General features: G+C 36.7%; 18 protein-coding genes. 13 read left to right on the top strand and 5 right to left on the bottom strand.

Going from position 1 to position 21879, the window contains the following annotated elements; all coding sequences use genetic code 11:
• Positions 1-150 precede the first annotated feature (150 nt).
• The 6 genes from MNO09_RS03595 to MNO09_RS03570 all read left to right on the top strand — a co-directional run bounded on the left by MNO09_RS03595 (position 151) and on the right by MNO09_RS03570 (position 9456).
• A complete protein-coding gene (locus MNO09_RS03595) occupies positions 151-2079 on the top strand; it encodes an LTA synthase family protein (RefSeq protein ID WP_000665355.1) in 1929 nt (642 codons plus the stop codon).
• A gap of 662 nt (positions 2080-2741) precedes the next feature.
• Positions 2742-3626, top strand: a complete 885-nt coding sequence (locus MNO09_RS03590) for a D-amino-acid transaminase (RefSeq protein WP_078183253.1) — start codon at positions 2742-2744, stop codon at positions 3624-3626.
• Positions 3627-3836: 210 nt separating this feature from the next.
• Positions 3837-5585 carry a C40 family peptidase gene (locus MNO09_RS03585; RefSeq protein WP_000760305.1) on the top strand — a complete coding sequence of 583 codons (1749 nt, stop codon included), beginning with the start codon at positions 3837-3839 and terminating at the stop codon, positions 5583-5585.
• Positions 5586-5930: 345 nt separating this feature from the next.
• The gene (locus tag MNO09_RS03580) at positions 5931-7142 is read left to right on the top strand and encodes a NupC/NupG family nucleoside CNT transporter (RefSeq protein ID WP_001051032.1); all 1212 of its coding nucleotides are present in this window, start codon (positions 5931-5933) and stop codon (positions 7140-7142) included.
• A 260-nt stretch (positions 7143-7402) separates the two neighbouring features.
• Positions 7403-8158 (top strand): GGDEF domain-containing protein, encoded by a 756-nt coding sequence (locus tag MNO09_RS03575; protein ID WP_088107480.1) that lies wholly within the window; start codon positions 7403-7405, stop codon positions 8156-8158.
• A complete protein-coding gene (locus MNO09_RS03570) occupies positions 8155-9456 on the top strand; it encodes a glycosyltransferase family 2 protein (RefSeq protein WP_000988743.1) in 1302 nt (433 codons plus the stop codon). The genes MNO09_RS03575 and MNO09_RS03570 overlap by 4 nt, the downstream gene beginning before the upstream one ends.
• Before the next feature lie 609 nt (positions 9457-10065).
• Here MNO09_RS03570 and opuD read toward each other — a convergent pair.
• Positions 10066-11583, bottom strand: coding sequence for a glycine betaine transporter OpuD (gene opuD, locus MNO09_RS03565; RefSeq protein WP_001229111.1), 1518 nt, complete (start codon positions 11581-11583; stop codon positions 10066-10068).
• A gap of 664 nt (positions 11584-12247) precedes the next feature.
• On the opposite strand from opuD, the gene MNO09_RS03560 reads away from it, so the two are divergent.
• The 4 genes from MNO09_RS03560 (at position 12248) to MNO09_RS03545 (ending at position 18168) form a co-directional block, all read left to right on the top strand.
• Positions 12248-13126: a cell wall-binding protein EntA gene (locus MNO09_RS03560; protein ID WP_000733335.1), complete on the top strand. Its 879-nt coding sequence runs from the start codon at positions 12248-12250 to the stop codon at positions 13124-13126.
• An 80-nt stretch (positions 13127-13206) separates the two neighbouring features.
• A complete protein-coding gene (locus MNO09_RS03555; protein ID WP_001025274.1) occupies positions 13207-13509 on the top strand; it encodes a DUF3910 family protein in 303 nt (100 codons plus the stop codon).
• Between the two features lie 299 nt (positions 13510-13808).
• Positions 13809-15428 carry a hypothetical protein gene (locus MNO09_RS03550; protein WP_000939123.1) on the top strand — a complete coding sequence of 540 codons (1620 nt, stop codon included), beginning with the start codon at positions 13809-13811 and terminating at the stop codon, positions 15426-15428.
• On the top strand, positions 15412-18168 hold the full coding sequence (locus MNO09_RS03545) for a DEAD/DEAH box helicase (protein WP_088107481.1): 2757 nt from the start codon (positions 15412-15414) through the stop codon (positions 18166-18168). The genes MNO09_RS03550 and MNO09_RS03545 overlap by 17 nt, the downstream gene beginning before the upstream one ends.
• Positions 18169-18192: 24 nt before the next feature.
• Here MNO09_RS03545 and MNO09_RS03540 read toward each other — a convergent pair whose 3' ends face one another.
• Positions 18193-18678, bottom strand: a complete 486-nt coding sequence (locus tag MNO09_RS03540) for a VanZ family protein (protein WP_088107482.1) — start codon at positions 18676-18678, stop codon at positions 18193-18195.
• 110 nt (positions 18679-18788) lie between these two features.
• Between MNO09_RS03540 and MNO09_RS03535 the strand changes: the two genes are divergently transcribed.
• On the top strand, positions 18789-19013 hold the full coding sequence (locus MNO09_RS03535; protein WP_000257711.1) for a DUF1659 domain-containing protein: 225 nt from the start codon (positions 18789-18791) through the stop codon (positions 19011-19013).
• 94 nt (positions 19014-19107) lie between these two features.
• Positions 19108-19323, top strand: coding sequence for a DUF2922 domain-containing protein (locus MNO09_RS03530; RefSeq protein ID WP_001197601.1), 216 nt, complete (start codon positions 19108-19110; stop codon positions 19321-19323).
• A gap of 19 nt (positions 19324-19342) precedes the next feature.
• On the opposite strand, the gene MNO09_RS03525 is transcribed toward MNO09_RS03530, so the two are convergent.
• A complete protein-coding gene (locus MNO09_RS03525) occupies positions 19343-19741 on the bottom strand; it encodes a DUF4359 domain-containing protein (RefSeq protein ID WP_000731403.1) in 399 nt (132 codons plus the stop codon).
• 194 nt (positions 19742-19935) lie between these two features.
• Between MNO09_RS03525 and MNO09_RS03520 the strand changes: the two genes are divergently transcribed.
• Positions 19936-20442 carry a competence protein ComK gene (locus tag MNO09_RS03520; protein WP_001001399.1) on the top strand — a complete coding sequence of 169 codons (507 nt, stop codon included), beginning with the start codon at positions 19936-19938 and terminating at the stop codon, positions 20440-20442.
• A 55-nt stretch (positions 20443-20497) separates the two neighbouring features.
• Here MNO09_RS03520 and MNO09_RS03515 read toward each other — a convergent pair whose 3' ends face one another.
• Together MNO09_RS03515 and yknW are read right to left on the bottom strand one after the other, a co-directional pair.
• Positions 20498-20968 (bottom strand): sigma-70 family RNA polymerase sigma factor, encoded by a 471-nt coding sequence (locus MNO09_RS03515; RefSeq protein WP_070169217.1) that lies wholly within the window; start codon positions 20966-20968, stop codon positions 20498-20500.
• 218 nt (positions 20969-21186) lie between these two features.
• Entirely contained in the window at positions 21187-21867 is a 681-nt protein-coding gene (gene yknW / locus MNO09_RS03510; RefSeq protein WP_241950088.1) for a YknW family membrane protein, read from the bottom strand.
• Positions 21868-21879: the final 12 nt, after the last annotated feature.

The following is a 21879-nucleotide window of genomic DNA, read 5'->3' as shown; positions in this document are numbered from 1 at the left end:
AACACAAGAAACCAAAAGGGTATGCATAGTTATAGTCGTATATGGGTGAATATAGAACCTCTAATTATGGCCAAGAAAACTATGTATTTTTTATTTTAGCATTTTTCGCTCCAAAATCGACCAAGCCTGATAGAGAAAGGGTGGAAATGAATGAAAGAAACCTTGAAATCACAATTTCAAAATGTGCGTTTCACTGTATTCGTAGCTTTAGCTTTATGGCTGAAGACGTACCTTATTACACGCACAAGCTTTGATTTAAAACTTGAATCTTTCATGCAAGAATTCATTTTATTCCTTAGCCCATTAGCAGCATCATTACTGCTTGTTGGTCTTGCATTATTTGCAAAAGGGAAAAAACGTAACTATATAGCACTTGGAATTAATTTTGTTTTAACAATCGTTCTTGTTGGTAACGTAATGTTCTACGGATTCTACAATGACTTCGTTACTTTACCAGTACTAGGACAAACATCTAACTTTGGAAGTTTAGGTTCTAGTGTGAAAGAATTGTTTAACTACAAAATTATCCTTGCATTTGCTGATATTATTGTATTCTTCATTTTATTGAAGAAGATGAAGAATTTTGCACCGACAGAACGTGTAGCACGCCCAATGCGTTCCCTATACTTCGTGTCAACAGTTGCTATTTTCTTCGCAAACTTAGGACTTGCAGAAGCTGAGCGTCCTGAACTATTAACACGTTCATTCGACCGCGTTATGCTTGTTAAAAACTTAGGTTTATATGTACACCAAGTGTATGATCTTGGCTTACAAGCAAAATCAAGTTCACAAAAAGCTTTTGCTGACGGTAGTAAATTACAAGAAACAGAGAACTACGTAAAAACAACGCAAAGCAAACCAGATCCAAATATGTTTGGTACTGCAAAAGGGAAAAACGTAATTGTTGTCTCTCTTGAGTCATTACAAACATTCTTAATTGGTGCAACGGTTAACGGACAAGAAGTTACACCATTCTTAAACCAATTTACGAAAGAAAGTTATTACTTTGATAACTTCTTCCATCAAACTGGGCAAGGAAAAACATCTGATGCTGAATTCTTAGTAGATACTTCAATGTATCCACTAGACCGTGGTGCTGTATTCTTCACACACGGTAATAACGAATATACAGCAACTCCAGAAATTTTACGTGAGCAAGGATATCACACATCAGTATTCCATGCGAACAACGCAACATTCTGGAACCGTAACATTATGTATCCGGCACTTGGTTATGATCGTTACTACAACGAGCTTGACTACAAGATTACGCCAGAAACGAAATTAAATTGGGGATTAAAAGATATCGAATACTTCGATCAATCTATCGATATGTTAAAAGAAGTGAAGCAACCGTTCTATACTCGCTTCCTTACTTTAACAAACCATTACCCATTCACTTATGATGACAGCACGAAATTAATCGATGAATATAATTCTGGTGATGGCGTATTTGACCGTTACATGGTAACTGCTCGCTATTTAGATGAAGCAATGAAACACTTTATTGAGCGTCTAAAAGCAGAAGGTATTTACGACAACTCAGTTATCGTATTCTACGGTGATCACTACGGTATTTCTGAAAACCATAACCGTGCAATGGCACAGTTCTTAGGAAAAGAAGAAATCACTGCATTTGACCATATGAACTTACAAAAAACGCCGATGTTTATTCACGTTCCAGGTCAAAAAGAAGGTAAAACAATTTCAAAACCAACTGGTGAAATTGATATTAAACCAACAATTCTAAACTTACTTGGTGTAGATTCTACGAATCAAGTTCAATTCGGTCATGATGTATTCTCACCAGAAAATAAAGGATTCGTTGTTCTTCGTGACGGTAGCTTCGTTACAGATAAGTACATGTACACGAACAGTACATTCTACGACCGTACTACTGGCGAAGTTGTACAATTACCAAAAGAAGAATCTCAACCACTCATTGATCGTGCCCAAAATGAATTGAACATGTCTGACAAAATCATTGAAGGTGACTTACTTCGCTTCTCTGAAAGTAACAAGACCAAAACTGGTGAAGTAAAGACGGCTATTAAAGAAGAAAAGAAGAGCGCTGAGTAATCTCAGCCTCTTTTTTTTATATTTCTCCATACAATCACTTATATTCATTAACTTTAACATTACATAACCTTTACCAAATATTCACATAGAATTAACGAAACATCTCTATAATAAAATATGTAAACGAGGTTCTATATATTTCTTATCTCTCATCTTTACTAAGATCCCTTAAAGAAATATGTGAATCGTTTATTTCTACTTTCTTATAATTGTCTTTCAATATGTTTTGTTTCCATACACAAAACATTCAATAAGACGATGTCCCTATGAAAGATAGCTACCCTCCTTGTGCAGCATTCCATAAGAATGTTGCTTTTTTTTATTCAAAAGCAGGATTCTTATTTCTTATTTTCGAATTTGTATATACAAAATGCTGTAAAGTGAAACTTTAATCAGTGGGGGGGTGTTCACCCTACTGATTATCAGCCCTCACCAATCGGGCATTTACGGGCAGTTATTCGCCTGCTTCACTTCTTTGCCCCAGCTGAATTTTTAAGTGGGAGTATTACTGCCCACAAATAGCGGGGTAAATCACTACTACTTCTCTACCATTTACAAATACATATACGTCATATGTAAAGAAGTACTCACATAAAAATTACTATAGTGATTTTTATTCCAAATGAATGAAAGCTTCACTTTACTTATGCACTTACGAAAGGATGGGACAGAAATTGGCATACGAAAAATTTGTACTATGGAATGATGCAGTTATTGATACAACAAAACATCACGCGTACATAGATTTTGAAGAAAGAGGCTTGCAGTTTGGAGATGGTGTCTACGAAGTTATTCGCTTATATAAAGGGAACTTTCACTTATTAGATCCGCATATCACAAGATTATATCGCTCCATGGAAGAAATAGAATTATCACTCCCTTTCTCAAAAGCAGAACTGATTATCCTACTTTACAAACTAATTGAAAATAATAATTTCTACGAAGATGGAACGATTTATTTACAAGTATCTCGTGGTGTACAAGCTCGTACCCACACATTCTCATATGACGTCCCGCCGACAATCTATGCCTATATTACGAAGAAAGAAAGACCAGCGTTATGGATTGAATATGGTGTACGTGCTATATCAGAACCAGATACGCGCTGGCTACGCTGTGATATCAAATCATTAAATTTATTACCCAATGTATTAGCTGCTACGAAAGCTGAACGCAAAGGTTGCAAAGAGGCTCTTTTCGTACGAAATGGTACTGTAACTGAGGGAAGCTGTTCTAATTTCTTTCTCATAAAAAACGGAACTCTCTACACACATCCAGCCAATCACCTTATTTTAAATGGCATCATTCGTCAATATGTCCTTTCCTTAGCGAAAACCCTTCGTATTCCTGTACGAGAAGAACTTTTCAGTATTCGCGATGTTTATCAAGCAGATGAATGCTTCTTCACAGGAACAACGATTGAAATTTTGCCGATGACTCACCTTGATGGAACCGCAATTCAAGATGGTCAAGTTGGTCCTATAACTAAAATGCTGCAAAGATCCTTTTCTCAAAGCTTGTTACAATCCAATATGTCATCTTCTTAAAAACGTATAATTTCTATCCTTTCTACATTCAATATATGTATTTAAATGGAAATCAAGGTATAGATTTATGCCTTGATTTTTTTTTGTAATCTTTTTGTCATATTCAGATTACCGCATAAGTCTTGACAGTAATCGACATGCTCTTTAGAATTTTTAACAGTTGGTAAATATTTCTTCACTACATTACAGACAGAAAGGAATCGACAAATTATGAAAAAATACCTTGCCGGTCTTGCGGCAGTGTCTGTAGCAGGAGGAGCAGCACCTACACTTGATAGTGTTCAAGCTGCCCCTGAACAAAATACACAAAAAGCTGCTACAACTGTCCAAGCTTCTGCATCAAACAGCTCATCTTATACGGTAAACACTAGCGTATTACATGTTCGTGCAGGATCAAGTACTTCTCACGACATCATCTCGCGTGTTTATAACGGTCAATCATTAAATGTGATTGGCGAAGAAAATGGTTGGTTCAAAATTAACATTAATGGACAAACAGGATTTGTTAGTGGCGAATTTGTATCAAAAAATGGAGCAAGCAATTCTAATGTAAGTACAACAGGTGGAAACAATAAAGTTACTGCTGATGTATTACGTGTACGTACAGCTCCAAACACTTCTAGTTCTGTTTCAGGACGTGTATATGAAGGACAAGCATTAAATGTAATTGGTCAAGAAAATGGTTGGGTGAAAATCAACCATAATGGACAAGTAGGTTATGTAAGTAGCCAATTTGTATCTGGCGCTTCTTCCAATACGGGTTCTTCAAACAACAATACAAATACGAACAACGAAACAACTGTAAAACCAGCAAGCGGAAACTATACAGTAAATGTATCTTCCCTTCGTGTTCGTACAGGCCCTAGCACTTCTCATACAACTGTAGGTTCTGTTACAAAAGGACAAGTTGTACAAGTTGTTGGCGAAGTTCAAGATTGGTTCAAAATCAATTATGCAGGACAAACTGCTTACGTAAGCAAAGACTACGTAACAAAAGGCGGTTCTAACGACAACGTTACACAAGGAAACAACCAAGATAACAAACAAGAACAAAATAATAATGTAACTGTTCAAACTGGCGGTACTTACGTTGTTAACGCAACATCTCTACGCGTTCGTACAGGCCCTGCTGCTTACCATAGTGTAATTGGTGGCGTGTTAAATGGTACTACATTAAACGTAGTTGGTTCTGAAAACGGTTGGTTTAAAGTAAACTATCAAGGGAAAACAGGCTTCGTTAGTAGCGAATTTGTAAAATTCGTTAAAGGTGGCACTTCTACTCCTGAACAACCGAAACAGCCTGAACAACCTAATCAAGGTGCAATTGGTGACTACTACATTAATGCTTCTGCACTAAACGTACGTAGCGGCGAAGGTACAAATTATAGAATCATAGGCGCACTTCCACAAGGACAGAAGGTTCAAGTAATCTCTGAAAACTCTGGATGGAGTAAAATTAACTACAACGGTCAAAATGGTTACATCGGAACACGTTTCCTATCTAAAACACCAGTTGGTGGCGCAGTAGATAATAAGCCTAACAACAACCAAAATAACAATCAAAACAATAACAACAATAATACAGGCAATACTAGTGGTGACAGTTCTTCCATACTTGCATATGCAAAAGGAATGCAAGGCGTACCGTACGTTTGGGGCGGTACTTCTGCTACTGGTGTTGACTGCAGTGGTTACATCTACCACGTATTTAAGAAATTTGGTCATAACATTAGTCGTCAAAGTGTTGCAGGATATTGGAGTAGCCTACCACAAACTTCAAATCCACAACCAGGTGACTTAATTTATTTCAAAGACACTTATAAAGCAGGTCCTTCTCATATGGGTATTTATCTTGGGGGCGGATCATTTATCCAAGCCGGAGATAAAGGTGTAGCAATCGCTTCATTAAGTAACTCTTATTGGAAGAGCCATTTCTTAGGATACACAAAAGCACCTTAAGTTATATTTTTAGAGCCTTCTAGATTACTAGAAGGCTCTTTTTAGTATGTGTCACCTATATCCAAGAAAAAATAATGTATCTATTTCCCTATTTCATACACTATATTCCACAAAAATAACCCATAACGTTATCATAATGTATATATTCTCATAAAAAACATAACCTATTTCATGTCTAATCATTTTATATGTGTTTTTTTGAAGAATTTTCTTTTTATTTAAACTTTTCGTTAGACGTTTGACCTCCGATGTCCATTATGATAAGTTACTTAAGATGTTATATTCGCAAACGTATAGACAACTGGTTTATACACTTTTTTACTATGAGGAAGGAGCATACACTGCATGAATCTTTTATGGGGAATTGGCGGCGTGATTGGAGTATTAGCAATTGCTTTTTTACTATCTTCCAACCGCAAAGCTATTAATTGGCGCACAATTTTAATCGCGCTAGCATTACAAATGTCATTTTCATTTATCGTATTACGATGGGATGCCGGAAAAGCAGGTTTAAAATACGCTGCTGATGGTGTTCAAGGATTAATCAATTTTTCTTACGAGGGAATTAAGTTCGTTGCTGGGGATTTAGTCAACGCAAAAGGCCCTTGGGGATTTGTCTTCTTTATTCAAGCACTACTTCCAATTGTATTTATTAGTTCATTAGTAGCAATCTTATATCATTTCGGTATTATGCAGAAATTTGTTAGTGTCGTTGGTGGTGCATTAAGTAAACTTCTTGGAACTTCTAAAGCAGAAAGTTTAAACTCAGTAACAACTGTATTTTTAGGACAAACTGAGGCACCAATCTTAATCAAACCTTACTTAGCACGGTTAACAAATAGTGAGTTCTTCACTATTATGGTAAGTGGTATGACGGCTGTTGCTGGGTCAGTTCTTGTCGGCTATGCAGCGATGGGAATTCCGTTAGAACACTTATTAGCAGCAGCAATTATGGCAGCTCCATCAAGTTTATTAATTGCAAAACTAATTATGCCAGAAACAGAAGAAGTAGATAATAACGTTGAGCTTTCTACAGAACGTGAAGACGCAAACGTTATTGATGCAGCTGCACGTGGTGCATCTGAAGGTATGCAACTTGTTATTAATGTAGCAGCAATGTTAATGGCTTTCATCGCATTAATCGCTTTATTAAATGGTCTATTAGGATTAATTGGCTCTCTGTTCCATATTAAACTTAGCCTTGATTTAATCTTCGGTTACTTACTATCACCATTTGCAATCTTAATCGGGGTTTCTCCTGGTGAAGCTGTACAAGCAGCAAGCTTTATCGGTCAAAAACTTGCAATCAACGAATTCGTTGCATACGCAAACTTGGGACCACACATGGCAGAGTTCTCTGCAAAAACAAACTTAATTTTAACATTCGCAATCTGTGGATTCGCAAACTTCTCTTCTATCGCAATTCAATTAGGTGTAACAGGAACGTTAGCTCCTACTCGCCGTAAACAAATTGCACAGTTAGGGATTAAAGCAGTTATCGCTGGTACATTAGCAAACTTCTTAAATGCAGCAGTTGCAGGTATGATGTTCCTATAAAATGATGCAAAGTCTCCTCTTTCTAAAGAGGGGGCTTTTTATTATATGTTGTATATTTTTTTGGTATATATTAAATACTTTATGCTTAAATATAAGAACATTATGATACAATAATTAGTAAGTCTGTTTATTTTTTCTTGCAAAAGAGAGATACTACTTGTGGTTACTCTCCAAAATAACCTAGTCATCCGGTCTATTTCTTAATAATTGCGCATACTACAAGTATCCTTGCATGAATTACCTTTAAGGAGGAAAGTTTTGTGAAAAATAACTTCTATAAAGTCCTCTCTATGTGGATTTTACAAATTTTATTTTATTTTACAACTGTACATGTAACGCAATATGAGCATGCTCTCATTTTCACAATTATATATGTAATTGTTAATGTACTATTTCTATTATTGACTGATAAAACCGCATTTGTTCTTTTTATATTAGGAACCATTACTTCTGTATTCTATCTGTTCTACCAAGCATGGCTTTACTTGTGGAGTACATCAGAACAATGGGAATACATTATTACTCACTTCCTAATGGTAGCAAATTTCTTCATCGTATATATCTCAACTCATTTATTAAAAAAGGTTATTCATGAAAATAAAGAATTAACCGAACGTGTGAGAACGTTAGAACAATACATTGGAGAATCAAAATTATTAACAAGACAAGAATTCGAAAGACGACAAGCATTATTAATCACTGCAATGAATCGTCGTAATGAAACAGGCGTTATTATTTACTTTGATTTCAATTCCTTTAGTAAATATACAAAGGAAAGTGTTATAGACCGTGTAGCTTCATTATTAGTTGAAACGATAAGAGATGAATTTGATCTTGCTGCTGAATACGATAATAATAAGCTCGTTATTTTATTACAAAACACAAATGAAGCCGGTGCTGACATTGTAATGAACCGTCTAAAGCCAAAAATGGAGCAATGGCTTGCTGCTGAAGCGATCAAAGATATACAAATTTCACGCGAGCAAATTGGGAACAAAGGAAAGACGTTATTATGATGACACTCGTTATACTGCTTTTATTCCTTCTGTTTTGCGTACTCGTTTTTTGGATTAGTATCACATTTTCGATTAAATATATACTTATCTTTACAGCCTTTCTATTCTCTGCCTTACTTGTTTACTATTCTTTCTTAACACTCGCAGGCTTAATTCACCGAAATAGTAAACGAAAAGATCGTACGCTAGAACATTATCCAAGCGTCGATATTTTAATACCTGCCCACAATGAAGGTGTCGTTATTAAAGATACTTTAGAGGCGATGGCGAAGATTGAATATCCAGGCAAACTAACTGTTTATTTATTAAACGATAACTCTCAAGATGAGACACCTGAAATTGGTGATGATTTTGACAAAGCTTATGCTCATATTCGTCACATTCGTGTTCCGGCGGGTGAACCAAAAGGGAAATCGCGTGTATTAAACTATGGTCTTAGTATTTCAGATGGTGAATACTTCTGTGTGTATGATGCAGATAACCAGCCTGAACCACATGCACTGCGAATGCTTGTAGAACACGCTGAAACAACCGAGGATGCTGTTGGAGCTGTTGGTCACGTTCGTACTGTAAATGAAAAAAGAAACTGGCTAACACGAATGATTTCGTTAGAATTTCAAATCTTCCAGCTCCTTATGCAATCCGGACGCTGGTTACTATTCCAAACAGGTTCACTAACAGGAACAAACATGCTTCTTCGCCGCTCTGCATTAGAAGAGCTTGGCGGTTATGATCCGTATGCAATTGCAGAAGACGCTGAATTAACATTACGAATTACACAAAAAGGCTATCTCTTACCAATCGTTCCAGAATCGATTACATGGGAACAAGAACCTGAGCATTTAAAAATCCTTATTAAGCAGCGTACACGTTGGCTCCAAGGGAACTTGTACATTTTAGAAAAAATGTTTTCTTCCTTAAGTTTCTTTAAAGGAAAACTTCTCGTCCATTCCTTACAACAAGTTTTAGTTTATGTTGTATTTTGGCTATTCTTAATCATTTCGAACGTTTGGTTTGTAATTGGGTTACTCGGGATATTCCAAATTCAATATAGCATTCCGCTACTATTTATGTGGTATGTCGCATATATTACATATGTTTCTCAATTATTTAGTGCCCAGAGTGTGGAACGAACCTTTACACCAACTAATATTTTTATTAGTGTTATCATGTACTTTACGTACGCACAGCTCTTTACGTACTTATTCATTCGCAGCTTAATTTTATACTTACGTGCAAAGAGCAAGAAACAAGTCATTGGCTGGGATAAAACAGTTCGATTCAAAAAAGAAAAGTAAAACTTTAATCAGTGGGAGTTCTCCCACTGATTTTTATTTACAAAATAAAAATCAGCACAGAGCGCCGTATGCTCTGTGCTGATTTATTGCCGTATAAATTATATATATCAGACAATACCCCTTAGCTGAAAGTAATTTCACGTCCATCCCCCAACGAACGATCGACCTTCATTTATATACGAAAAAGTGATTGCTATTTTTGTAGAACCAATTGCTTCTCTTGCTGTTCGTTGCGCGTTTCAGTCTTAGGTTCCGTGTTTTCTTGGACACTACGATGTGCCACACGTTTCAAACAAATATGCTTCCACTTTCTTTCGTAACGTTTCATTATTCTTGATGTCCCCCTTGAATGCGCTTTAAAACTATTTGAAATCGCTTACAGGAAATAATATAGCACATATACATAAACGTGACAACACATTTCCGACAATTTTTTGTCAAAAATACGAATAGAACCCGCAAGATATCGAATATTGTCGAAATATATCGATTCTCCTTTGCGTAAAAGGCATACTACTTATATAGTAAAGTATTTTATTTCCCTTACTTGCAGTTCAAATTCCTTCTATATAAAAAAGAGCTGATACAAAATCAGCCCTTTTCCTTCTATTATTTATGACGCTTCATATGTCCTTCTTTTTGTAACTCTTTAAATAATGCCGCCATCATAAAGAAAATAACGAAGACGAATGGGAATGCCGCAATAATAGCTGCCGTTTGCAGTGCTTCTAATCCACCAACATATAATAAGGTGGAAGCTATCGATGCTAAAACGATACCCCAAACCATTTTAATGCGGTTTGGTGGATTTAAACTACCATGTGTCGTTAACATCCCTAAAACGAATGTCGCAGAGTCTGCAGATGTAATAAAGAATGTTGCAATAAGTAGAATACCTAATACCGATAAAGCTGATCCAAAGCTTCCCATCTGATCGAACATAGCGAATAACCCTACTTCTGTTCCCATCTCTTTCACTTTGTCGAAGATATGAGCATCACCAAACAGTTCCATATGAATACCAGTCCCGCCGAAAACAGAGAACCAAAGTGCACCAATTACGGTCGGTACGAGTAACACACCGATAACAAACTCACGAATGGTACGTCCTCGTGAAACACGTGCAATAAACGTACCTACGAATGGTGACCATGCAATCCACCATGCCCAATAGAAAATTGTCCATGACTGAATCCATTGATTTCCGCCTTCATCTAATGGACTTAAACGGAAGCTCATGCTTGGCAATTCCTGAATATAAGAACCAATTGTTGAAGTGAAGTAATTCATAATAAAGTTTGTTGGACCTGCAAATAATACAATAATCATAAGTGCAAACGCCAAAATAATATTCGCATTACTTAAATATTTAATTCCTTTATCAAGACCTGTTTGCGCAGATAACATGAAAAGAACGGTTACGATTGCAATAATAACTAACTGTGTCGGCAATGAATTCGGGATAGATGTTAAATAACTAACACCACCAGCAATTTGTTTCGCACCAAGACCTAATGATGTTGCAACACCAAACACAGTTGCGAAAACAGCTAACACATCAAATGAATGAGCAATACGTCCATGTTCCCCGCCTTTAAATAACGGACCTACTGTCGCACTAATCGTACTTGCTTTTCCTTTTCTAAAAGTAAAGTAAGCAATACACAGCGCTACAAATGCATATAGTCCCCACGGATGTAATCCCCAATGGAAAAATGAAAAACGTAGTGCAAGACGCGCACTTTCCTCAGTTGCACCTTCTCCAAACGGAGGTGCGTACAAATGGTTTAATGGTTCGGCAACGCCCCAGAAAACTAAACCAATACCCATACCAGCGCTAAATAGCATAGCAAACCATGTCATATAACTATAATCAGGTTCATCATCATCTTTACCTAAACGAATAGAACCGTATTTCGAAACAATTAAAAAGATAGACACACCTAATATAATAGAAACAGAAATAATATAGAACCATCCAAACTTACTAACTAATGCAGTTTGAATTGCGGTTGTTACATTTCCTAAGCTACCTTTTCCAATAATAGATTCGGGAATAATCCCCCAAATTGTAAATGCAATACATAATGTTAATGATACGATGAATGTTTTTGTCAGTTTCCTCATCAAATCCCCCTTCGTAGGTTTCACTTTTGTAAATAACATAAATTCCGATATGTAAAATCGGATAGAAAACTATAATTTTACGGTGATTTTCTTACTTTCACCTTCACCAATTCGAATTCTTATGGACAGCCTTACCTTCCGTATAACCTTTTCACTCTGCAAGAGCTACAAGATCGAAATACTGCTGTCAAATTGTGTGAGAAAAATGCGGATGGGAATGTATTTTCCCAAAAAAGGATGTGTTACAGATGTAAAAAAGGGCATTTTTCTTCCTTGCAACCCTTTCTTTTTGTAACAATTATGCGGTTTTTTTGCTAGTATATAGCACGTGTTTATAGTTTCACAAACGAAATGTTTATGTTTATATAACTATATTACCCATAAAACGGTAAAATACTCAAGGAATGTAATCGTTTAGTAAACATTATGTAACACTCCTGTAATATTTTTATTTACGCCGAAAAATATATGTTGTATTAAATATTTTGAATATAAGTAGAAACCTACTAATCACATAGAATGAAAAACGCTTTCTTATATTTTTTGTTATATTACAGGATGTTAACGACTGATTACGAATGGTTTGTAATTGTGTGTTTTCCCGAAATCCGAAAAAATCTGTTGCTATAATGAGGACACGAAAACAAACGCAATGGAGGCTATCATGAAAAAATTAATTGGAATAGCAACAGCAGCAGTTTTTGGTCTTGGGATTTTCACATCATCTGCTAATGCAGAAACTGTTGTAACAACAGACGTACTAAATGTACGCGAAAACCCTACTACGGAATCAAAAGTTGTCGGTAAATTACTAAACGGGAATAAAATAGATGTTCAAAATACAGAGAACGGATGGTCAAAAATCACTTTAGATGGTAAAGACGCATTCGTAAGTACAGAGTTTACAAAAAGCATCTACTACGTAACAGCTAACGTATTAAACGTACGTGCTGAAGCGAACACAAACTCAGAAATTCTTGGAACGTTGAAAAAAGACGATATGATCGAAACAACGAAACAAGTACAAAATGAGTGGTTACAATTTGAATATAACGGGAAAACAGCTTATGTTCACGTTCCTTTCTTAACAGGTACAGCACCTGTTATCGAGAAACAAGAACAACCTGCTCCTGCTAAAACTGTAGCACCAGCTAAAGCGCAAGCACCTGCAGCACAAGCAAAACCAGCTGCTAAGCCTGCTGTGAAAGCTGCTGAAACTAGCACACCTTCTGGTGGTCGTGAGTTAACAGTTGTAGCTACAGCATATACAGCTCATCCGAGCGAAAACGGTGGCACATACGGCGGCCGTGTATTAACTGCAATGGGTCATGACTTAACAGCGAACCCAAACATGAAAATGATCGCTGTTGACCCGAAAGTAATTCCATTAGGATCTAAAGTATGGGTAGAAGGTTACGGAGAAGCTATCGCTGGAGATACTGGCGGTGCAATTAAAGGTAACCGTATCGACATCCTACTTGGATCAGATAGCGCTGCTCAAAAATGGGGACGCAAAACTGTTAAAGTGAAAATTTTAAAATAACCAATGACTGCTAAAGCCAGTTCTCTTTATTGAGAGCTGGCTTTTATTTTTTTATAATACATATAAAGGAGGTTACACTCATGAATATACAAGCAAAAGTAGACTGGGTCGGTACACCCAAACCATATATATACAAAGATGAAGTCACATACGACGCTACTTCCATTGACTTTTCACTCGCTGGCGATGACAATCGATATAAATTAATTGTGCTCAGCTCTGAAGCAAATACACATTACAAAATTGTCCAATATGGAATCAAACCCGGCTCACAAAAGCCATTTCCTATCGATATTCCATTCGAACAAAACATGTTACCAATTGTAGAACAAATATTACATGATCCATATGTGCACGCGATTTTAAAGGAAACGCGCTCATAATTGTAAAAAAGGGATATCACCTCGTCGGATCTTTTCGGCTAAATGATATCCTTTTTATTTTCCCTTCGTAAACACGAGCAGAGAAAAATATATCAACGATTCGACACGAAATATCGATTTACTGAACAAGATTGACAAGAGAAGTAAACTACAAAAAAGATGCCGTTCAAAAATATTGAAAAACACCTTTCCATCTCCATTCACAGTTACAATATGATAATCCCAATTTCATTTTTTCTGTTTTGAGCATTTTTTGTTTATAATGGTAAAGGAAAGAAATATGTGTACGGAGGAATATTATGCTGCAACACTCAATTACGAAAGATGAAATTATGATGATTGCGAATGAGTTCGTTCAAGGACTAGATCCACAGCAAACAGCTGATCAGGAACATGTCGCTACAGCTCGGCACCTATATCGTAGTGGTGTTGTCTACAACGTTGACTTTGATGGTTATACGCTATCAGGAACTGTAGATGCTGCAGGCAGCGTATATAGCGTCCATATCCCGATTCGTAACGTCGCTGAAAGCTATTGCGATTGCTTTGCACCAACGCAATGTGAGCATATGCTCGCTATTTTACTATCTGCAGCATCTAGTTTTGGGCAAGTAGGAGATGTATTAACTTTATTTAAAAATAATACGAAACCTTCCCTTCCTCCTATTCGAACTGCAAGACAAGTATTGCAATCATCAGCGTTTGAAGAAACGGATTATAAAAGTTGGCAATCGTATTTTGACAACGAATATGAATCATTTAAAAAAGAACAAGCTCGGCTTACTTATAAACAAATGTATTTTCTTATGAGTATTTTTACAGACTTCTATACGAAACTCGAGCGGAAAGCTCCGCGTATCGTTGCGATACATGAGTTGTTCAGGCTACACGCAGCGCTTTATTGCTTTCAAAAATTATTAGAAGAAATTCAGGACTTCGAAGCAAATAAAACGTATTCTTATCACCAGCCTGTTAACGTCGTTCGCTTATTTGTAGATAAAGTGGAATCCATCGTTCGGGACCTACAATCAGAAGCGATTCCTTCAGAGTCTGAAGCAATTTTGCAAGAAACAGCTCGTCTCGTTCACGAAGTATTCTTCTCCACTGACGCCTATACGCAAGAAAGATTTTTTATTTATCGTCACATATGGAGTGAACTCTTACACAATAAAGAGAAACTGCAAGAAGAAGAAAAGCGAATCGATACGAAAATCAATCCACTTTCCAAAGCATTAGCATCTTCTCATCTACTCTTTTTAAATGACGAAGACCTATTAGCGATGGACTTACTAAAAAAACAGCCTGCTTCTGTTGTAAGTCTGTACTTCTATTGGTTAGAAGAGCTATTAAATACAATGCAGTGGGATCGTGCGAAAAACTGGCTTTCCTTTACGTATAAACAAGTGAAGAAAACGATACATGAGCACGAAAATACAATTTTCATAAAAGATATCGTTCGCTTATTTGTCATCATGTATGAAACGTATGCAACCCATATAAATGAACAAGCCGGACTCGAAATGATTTTACAAGAGCTATTACCATATAGTTTCGCAAACTATGAGCAATACGTACTCGCGAAAAAGCAATATCGTACATGGGCAGAACTTCAGCTCTTACATGGGTTTGAAGCAATTGAACTTTTGAAAGAGCCACTGAAAGATATTGAAAAGGAAGCACCAGAAGCAGCCCTTCCTCTTTATCACCTTGCTGCTACCGAGGCCATTGAAGAGCGAAACCGCAAATCATATAGACGTGCAGTTCGTTACTTAAAGAAATTACGTACATTATATAAACGATTAAAGCGCACTGATGAATGGGATGCTTTCATTATTCACATCGCAAACTTACATTCACGTCTGCGTGCACTACAAGAGGAATTACGGAAAGGAAAATTAATCGATGATCAATCAAACTGAAGTAACAATTAGGCTCCAGCACGTTAGTCAAGGTTGGTTCCTTTGGGGAGAAGATGACAGCGGTACTCCATTATCCGTAACAAGTTGGAAACGAAATGCATTTACGTGGCACTCCACTTCCTTCTACGGCACGTTTCTAAAAGAAGTGACCTTTGAAGGAAAACAAGGTGTTATGCTAACAAACGCACAAGCATTTGAATACATCGCTAATAAACCGATGAACTCCTTTGCCCATATTCAAATGAATGGCCCTATTACAGCACTTACGAAAGATGCGAACGAATTATGGGATGCCTTCACAAGCGGTAGCTTCGTACCTGATATGGAGCGTTGGTCTCAGCAACCATCTTGGAAAGTGCAAAATACCCCAATCGAAGATGACACATTGGTATCTCTTTTCTCGACCGCGGTAAATGAAAGCATATTACAAGATAACCGTTCAAACGATGGGTGGGAAGATGCCAAGAGACTTTATGAACATTACGACTTTACGAAAAGACAATTGGATGCAGCACTACATGAAGAAGATTGGCTTCGAAAAATTGGTTACATTGAAGATGACCTTCCCTTTACAATCGGACTACGGCTACAAGAGCCGCAAGAAGAATTTGAAATGTGGAAGCTTGAGACAATTGTTACACCAAAGCGCGGGGCACATCGCATATATGTATATGAAAGTATCGATTCTTTGCCAAAACGATGGCACGATTATGAAGAACGTATTCTTGAAACACAAGAAGGATTCAGTAAGCTCGTACCGTGGTTAAAAGAAGGCGATACATTCCGAAGTGAGCTCTTTGAAACAGAAGCGTGGAACTTCTTAACAGAAGCAAGTAACGAATTACTCGCTTCAGGTATTACGATTTTACTGCCATCCTGGTGGCAAAATTTAAAAGCGACAAAACCAAAATTACGTGTGCAGCTGAAGCAAAATGCCACGCAAACGCAATCTTTCTTCGGCATGAATACACTCGTTAACTTTGATTGGCGCATTTCAACGAACGGCATTGATTTATCCGAAAGCGAATTTTTCGAACTCGTTGAACAAAACAAACGGTTATTCAATATAAATGGTCAATGGATGAGACTGGATCCAGCCTTTATTGAAGAAGTACGAAAGCTTATGAACCGTGCCGATAAATATGGACTAGAAATGAAAGATGTCCTTCAGCAACATTTATCAAACACTGCTGAAACAGAAATTGTAGAAGAAGATAGTCCATTTACCGATATTGAAATCGAGCTAGATGGATATTATGAAGAGCTATTCCAAAAACTATTGCACATTGGAGATATTCCAAAAGTAGCTGTCCCTTCTGCACTAAACGCAACACTCCGTCCGTATCAACAACATGGCATTGAGTGGTTATTATATTTAAGAACGCTTGGATTCGGAGCATTATTAGCTGACGATATGGGACTTGGAAAAAGCATTCAAACGATCACTTACTTACTATATATTAAAGAGAACAATCTCCAAACAGGCCCTGCTTTAATCGTGGCACCGACATCTGTTCTTGGAAATTGGCAAAAAGAATTTGAGCGTTTCGCACCAAATTTACGTGTTCAGTTACATTATGGAAGTAACCGAGCGAAAGGCGAATCATTTAAAGACTTCCTTCAATCAGCAGATGTTGTATTAACATCTTATGCATTAGCTCAGCTTGATGAAGAAGAACTTAGTACGTTATGCTGGGATGCTGTTATTTTGGATGAAGCACAAAATATTAAAAACCCACATACGAAACAGTCGAAAGCAGTACGAAACTTGCCAGCAAATCACAAAATCGCTTTAACCGGTACACCGATGGAAAACCGACTTGCCGAGCTTTGGTCTATTTTTGACTTCATTAATCATGGATATCTCGGCAGCTTAGGACAATTCCAGCGCCGCTTCGTCTCACCGATTGAAAAGGACCGTGATGAAGGAAAAATCCAACAAGTTCAACGTTTTATCTCGCCGTTTTTACTGCGTCGTACGAAGAAAGATCAAACCGTCGCATTAAACTTGCCTGATAAACAAGAACAGAAAGCGTACTGTCCACTTACTGGTGAACAAGCTTCCTTATATGAACAACTTGTTCAAGATACATTGCAAAATGTAGAAGGATTAAGCGGGATTGAAAGACGCGGATTTATATTACTAATGCTGAACAAACTTAAACAAATTTGTAACCATCCCGCTCTTTATTTAAAAGAAACAGAACCAAAAGACATCATTGAACGTTCCATGAAAACGAGCACGCTAATGGAACTAATTGAAAATATAAAAGATCAAAATGAAAGTTGTTTAATCTTCACACAATACATCGGTATGGGGAACATGCTAAAAAATGTGTTAGAAGAACATTTCGGTCAGCGCGTCCTCTTCTTAAACGGTAGTGTACCGAAGAAAGAACGTGACAAAATGATCGAGCAGTTCCAAAACGGAACGTATGACATTTTCATCTTATCGTTAAAAGCAGGTGGAACTGGCTTAAACTTAACCGCTGCCAACCATGTCATTCACTACGACCGTTGGTGGAATCCAGCTGTAGAAAACCAAGCAACAGACCGCGCATATCGTATTGGTCAAAAACGCTTCGTTCACGTTCATAAACTTATTACAACGGGGACACTCGAAGAGAAAATTGATGAAATGTTAGAAAGAAAACAATCATTAAACAACGCCGTCATTACAACCGATAGCTGGATGACCGAACTATCTACAGATGAACTAAAAGAATTACTTGGTGTATAAACAAAAGGAGCTAATCTCAAAAGATTAGCTCCTTTTTCTATTCCAAAACCAATTGCTTATTATAATTCCTGTTAATCCGCCGCACGTATCCAGTAATGAATCTTGCCACATCGGTGTACGATCTCCCGTAGCCCATTGATGAATTTCATCAAATGTTGCATATCCCGCAACGAATAGAAGAGCGTATAGGAAGCACCTTTTTCTCGAATAACCCGATCGATGAAAAGCATAATACGTCAATGAACCGAGCATAAAGAACACCATAAAATGAGCACCTTTACGAAGGAAAAACTCAATAAATCCGCCTACACCTTTATTTGCAATGCTAACAGGTGTACCACCACCATAATCGATAGATACCCACGAAAAATGCTCTTTCACAAATTCAACATTTACATATTGTTCAATATCCGAGCGCATATCCTGCTTTTTATATGGTTGTGCCGAGGAATAGAAAATCAACCCCATCCATAGTAAAACAGGAATCCAAAATAACCATCTACGTTTCATTCTTCCGAAGCCCCTCTCTTAATCTTTTAAGAGTACCAAAAAAAAGAATAAATTTCACGCCAAAACATGACATTTGCACCCTATTTATAAAGTGAAAGGGGGTGATAAACATGGCAGTCGAAACAATCGTAACAGACTTAACTTTACGTCTTGTCTTAAACAGTGGATTAGATAAGAACGGAAAAACAGCTTTTAAGCAAAAACAATTTAAGCGTGTTAAAACAAACGCAAACTTAGAGCAAGTACAAAACGTAGCACGTGCTCTTGCTTCTTTACAAGCATCACCGCTTCACGCTATACAACTTGTTAGCACATCAGATCTTTCTACCCTATAAGGTTAAACTTTACTCAGTGGGGGGCATCCCCCGCTGATTACACCGATCGCCCTACCCGCATATAACACGATAAATAAAAAGGAGGAAATAAAGTATGCAAGTACTAGAATTAATTTTTGCGAAAGAAGATGGAAAAACAGTTGTTTTTTCTATCGAAAAACCGATCACACCCGTCGATGCACAAGTCGTAAATCAAGTAATGGATACCATTCTTGCCTCATCTGTATTTTCAACAATTAATGATAATACCCGAAAAAAAGGTGCTCGTCTCGTAGAAAAGAATGTATCTGAAGTTCCTATTACCTTATAAACAAAAAGACGAATCTGCATCATTTTGCAGATTCGTCTTTTTTCTTCGGCATTTCAATCGGAATAAAGATTTTTGAAAAACCGACGCATACATATTTATAATGTTCTCCGCCTATATCAAACTCAGTCGTATATGTTGAGAAGAAAATATAATCATTTCGCTTTGTATAATTCTCGATTAATAATCCAACTTGTGGCTCAACATATTTTTTCGCCAACTTCTTACCAGCCGATGCTAAATCGCCAAGGAGACCCTCTTCATTTTCCTTTTGAACTTCGTCTAGCTTCTTACTTACATCATTACGTTTCATAAACTGCTTTGCTGCCCAGTCCGTATATTCACCTTTACTCGGATTACTATTTGCTAAATATACTAGAAGCACGACAACTAGAGCCATAATAATATACTTTTTCTTCATACTATCTCACCGCCTACTCTTTTCTATTTTCATATATATGTACAAGCGATGCAAATTAGAAAGACTAACATCTATTGATTGTAAACGAATAGCCAAAATTTACAATATGAAACGGAATATTAACAATTAATTCACTTAATTCGTATATAATTATATTTGGTATTACTATCATTTATAAGGGAGGAATCAAATTTATGAATGAAGAAAATGATATTATTATTTCTAATTCTACAATGATGCTGGAACCTTACAAGCACCCTTATTATCAAACAAAAATTATCGAAAGTAGCGGAAACCATCTTTACTCCTGTCAAACTGCTCTCCAACTCATCAAGCAATCTTGTCTAACCAATGTTCACTCTACTTATCAAGGTAGACGTAATGCAGTCCAAACAAACTTTAAATTTAAACAAAATGTCCCAATTCCGATTAATCATCGAGAATATATTTGTGCTTTCCCGACAGAATCTCCTTCTTCTCCAAACTGTATATGGCTATTTTATAACCATATAGATGACATAGAATTTTTCAAAAAGAGTAAAAAAGCTAACATTCATTTTTCAAATGGCACTACTACAACAATACATATCAGTCCCCATAAGTTAAAACAGCAATTATTAAAAGCTGGATACGTATTATCACGTATGAACATGCAAGATTCACTACAATTTAAAAACCTCTTATTACATTTACTACCTTAACAGAATAAGTAGAATGGAAAGCAATATCCTTTGCCTTCCATTCTTATAATCCTATTTATCCTCTTAAGCTATTCCGCATTTTCTCAAGTGCTTGCCGATACACCCACCTCACTTGATAATAGGTCATTTCCATCTCGCTAGCGATCTCCCCCATCGTCTTCCCTACAAAAAAACGTTCGAAAATAATATACTTCTCCTTCTCATCTAATACACTCATAAAATCCTTTGCTCTCATTTCAATATCTTCAAAATGGAAGATATCCTCATATTCCCCTACACATACACACTTTTCTTGCACTGCAAACTCTTTCTTCAATCTTTCTAATATATAACCACGCACAGTTATAACTGCATATGCAGGAAAACTTCCTTTCTCCGCATCATACCTTTCATATGCATGCCAAAGACCAATTAAACCACATTGATAATACTCTTCATGATCTTGATAAATACCTAACTTCTTTATTTGATTTACAATCATTCCTTCATACAACACAACTGTCTCTGTAAACGTCGCTGGCTTCACACAGTACCTGTTTCTAAAAGGTATACCTCTTTGTTATTCCGCCGGTACCTCCACAATATAAAAATAAAGAAGCGATTTCACTGTGAGTAATTTTAAATACTACCGCCGAAATTTTAAATTACACGAAGTAGAATTTGAAATTCTGCTAGTCGTATTTGAAATAAGGGTAAAAATAAAAAAGGTGACTCTCGAGAGAGCCACCTTTTAGTCCAATCATATTATGCGCCAAAACTGTTTCCTAAACCTTTTAGAAAACCTAGTCCTATCGTTAAAATAAAGAAAATTACAATTAAAATTGTCGCTTGTTTCTTGCTTAAGCCAGCCACAATATGTAACCCTAATCCTGTTAAAATTAAACTCCAAATATTAAAAATCTCAATTGAAGATGCAATGCCATTTAAAACTGTTCCTTTTTCAAATAAAGGAGCTAAACTTGTATAAGCATCCGTTCCATTTCCTTCAAAAATCAAACCTAATCCTACATTTAACAAGCTCCCAATGTAGAAAACAAGATTAGCGTATAAGTAAATAGATAATATCTTCATGTAAGGAGTATCATTGCCCATTAACATCATAATCACTTTATAGAAACCTGCTGCAATAAAGAGGCCGATAGGTGTTCCAAATAAACCAAAAAGTGCTCCGCCACCAAGTGCAAACCATTTTATCATTTCCCCATCTTGGCCATTCATTTCTTTTGCCACTTCTGGGGTATTAACCACTGATAAATAAAATACCGCAGCTGTCGTAACCGTCCCAATTAGAACAAATAAAAGGAAAGCTATCCAAACCGGACTTTTCGTCTTCATTCGCTCAAACTGTTCACCTGGAGATGTAATCATCCCTAATAATGACGGCTTTTTCGAATCTACATCTTGCGTATTAATATTCTTTTCCATTATAACGCCCCC

This window comes from Bacillus sp. N5-665 (genome assembly GCF_022637375.2).
In the GTDB taxonomy this organism is placed as follows: Bacteria; Bacillota; Bacilli; order Bacillales; family Bacillaceae_G; genus Bacillus_A; species Bacillus_A wiedmannii.
Note: the sequence above shows the minus strand (reverse complement) of the source record. Positions and strands in the feature narration are given on the sequence as shown.

Excerpts from the sequence above, each read along its gene's own strand:
- MNO09_RS03590 (WP_078183253.1), top strand. The coding sequence starts at position 2,742 with ATGGGACAGAAATTGGCATACGAAAAATTTGTACTATGGAATGATGCA.
- MNO09_RS03525 (WP_000731403.1), bottom strand. The coding sequence starts at position 19,741 with ATGAAGAAAAAGTATATTATTATGGCTCTAGTTGTCGTGCTTCTAGTA.
- MNO09_RS03580 (WP_001051032.1), top strand. The coding sequence starts at position 5,931 with ATGAATCTTTTATGGGGAATTGGCGGCGTGATTGGAGTATTAGCAATT.
- MNO09_RS03545 (WP_088107481.1), top strand. The coding sequence starts at position 15,412 with ATGATCAATCAAACTGAAGTAACAATTAGGCTCCAGCACGTTAGTCAA.
- MNO09_RS03595 (WP_000665355.1), top strand. The coding sequence starts at position 151 with ATGAAAGAAACCTTGAAATCACAATTTCAAAATGTGCGTTTCACTGTA.
- MNO09_RS03550 (WP_000939123.1), top strand. The coding sequence starts at position 13,809 with ATGCTGCAACACTCAATTACGAAAGATGAAATTATGATGATTGCGAAT.
- MNO09_RS03530 (WP_001197601.1), top strand. The coding sequence starts at position 19,108 with ATGCAAGTACTAGAATTAATTTTTGCGAAAGAAGATGGAAAAACAGTT.
- yknW (WP_241950088.1), bottom strand. The coding sequence starts at position 21,867 with ATGGAAAAGAATATTAATACGCAAGATGTAGATTCGAAAAAGCCGTCA.
- MNO09_RS03585 (WP_000760305.1), top strand. The coding sequence starts at position 3,837 with ATGAAAAAATACCTTGCCGGTCTTGCGGCAGTGTCTGTAGCAGGAGGA.
- MNO09_RS03555 (WP_001025274.1), top strand. The coding sequence starts at position 13,207 with ATGAATATACAAGCAAAAGTAGACTGGGTCGGTACACCCAAACCATAT.
- MNO09_RS03570 (WP_000988743.1), top strand. The coding sequence starts at position 8,155 with ATGATGACACTCGTTATACTGCTTTTATTCCTTCTGTTTTGCGTACTC.
- MNO09_RS03535 (WP_000257711.1), top strand. The coding sequence starts at position 18,789 with ATGGCAGTCGAAACAATCGTAACAGACTTAACTTTACGTCTTGTCTTA.
- MNO09_RS03520 (WP_001001399.1), top strand. The coding sequence starts at position 19,936 with ATGAATGAAGAAAATGATATTATTATTTCTAATTCTACAATGATGCTG.
- MNO09_RS03560 (WP_000733335.1), top strand. The coding sequence starts at position 12,248 with ATGAAAAAATTAATTGGAATAGCAACAGCAGCAGTTTTTGGTCTTGGG.
- MNO09_RS03540 (WP_088107482.1), bottom strand. The coding sequence starts at position 18,678 with ATGAAACGTAGATGGTTATTTTGGATTCCTGTTTTACTATGGATGGGG.
- opuD (WP_001229111.1), bottom strand. The coding sequence starts at position 11,583 with ATGAGGAAACTGACAAAAACATTCATCGTATCATTAACATTATGTATT.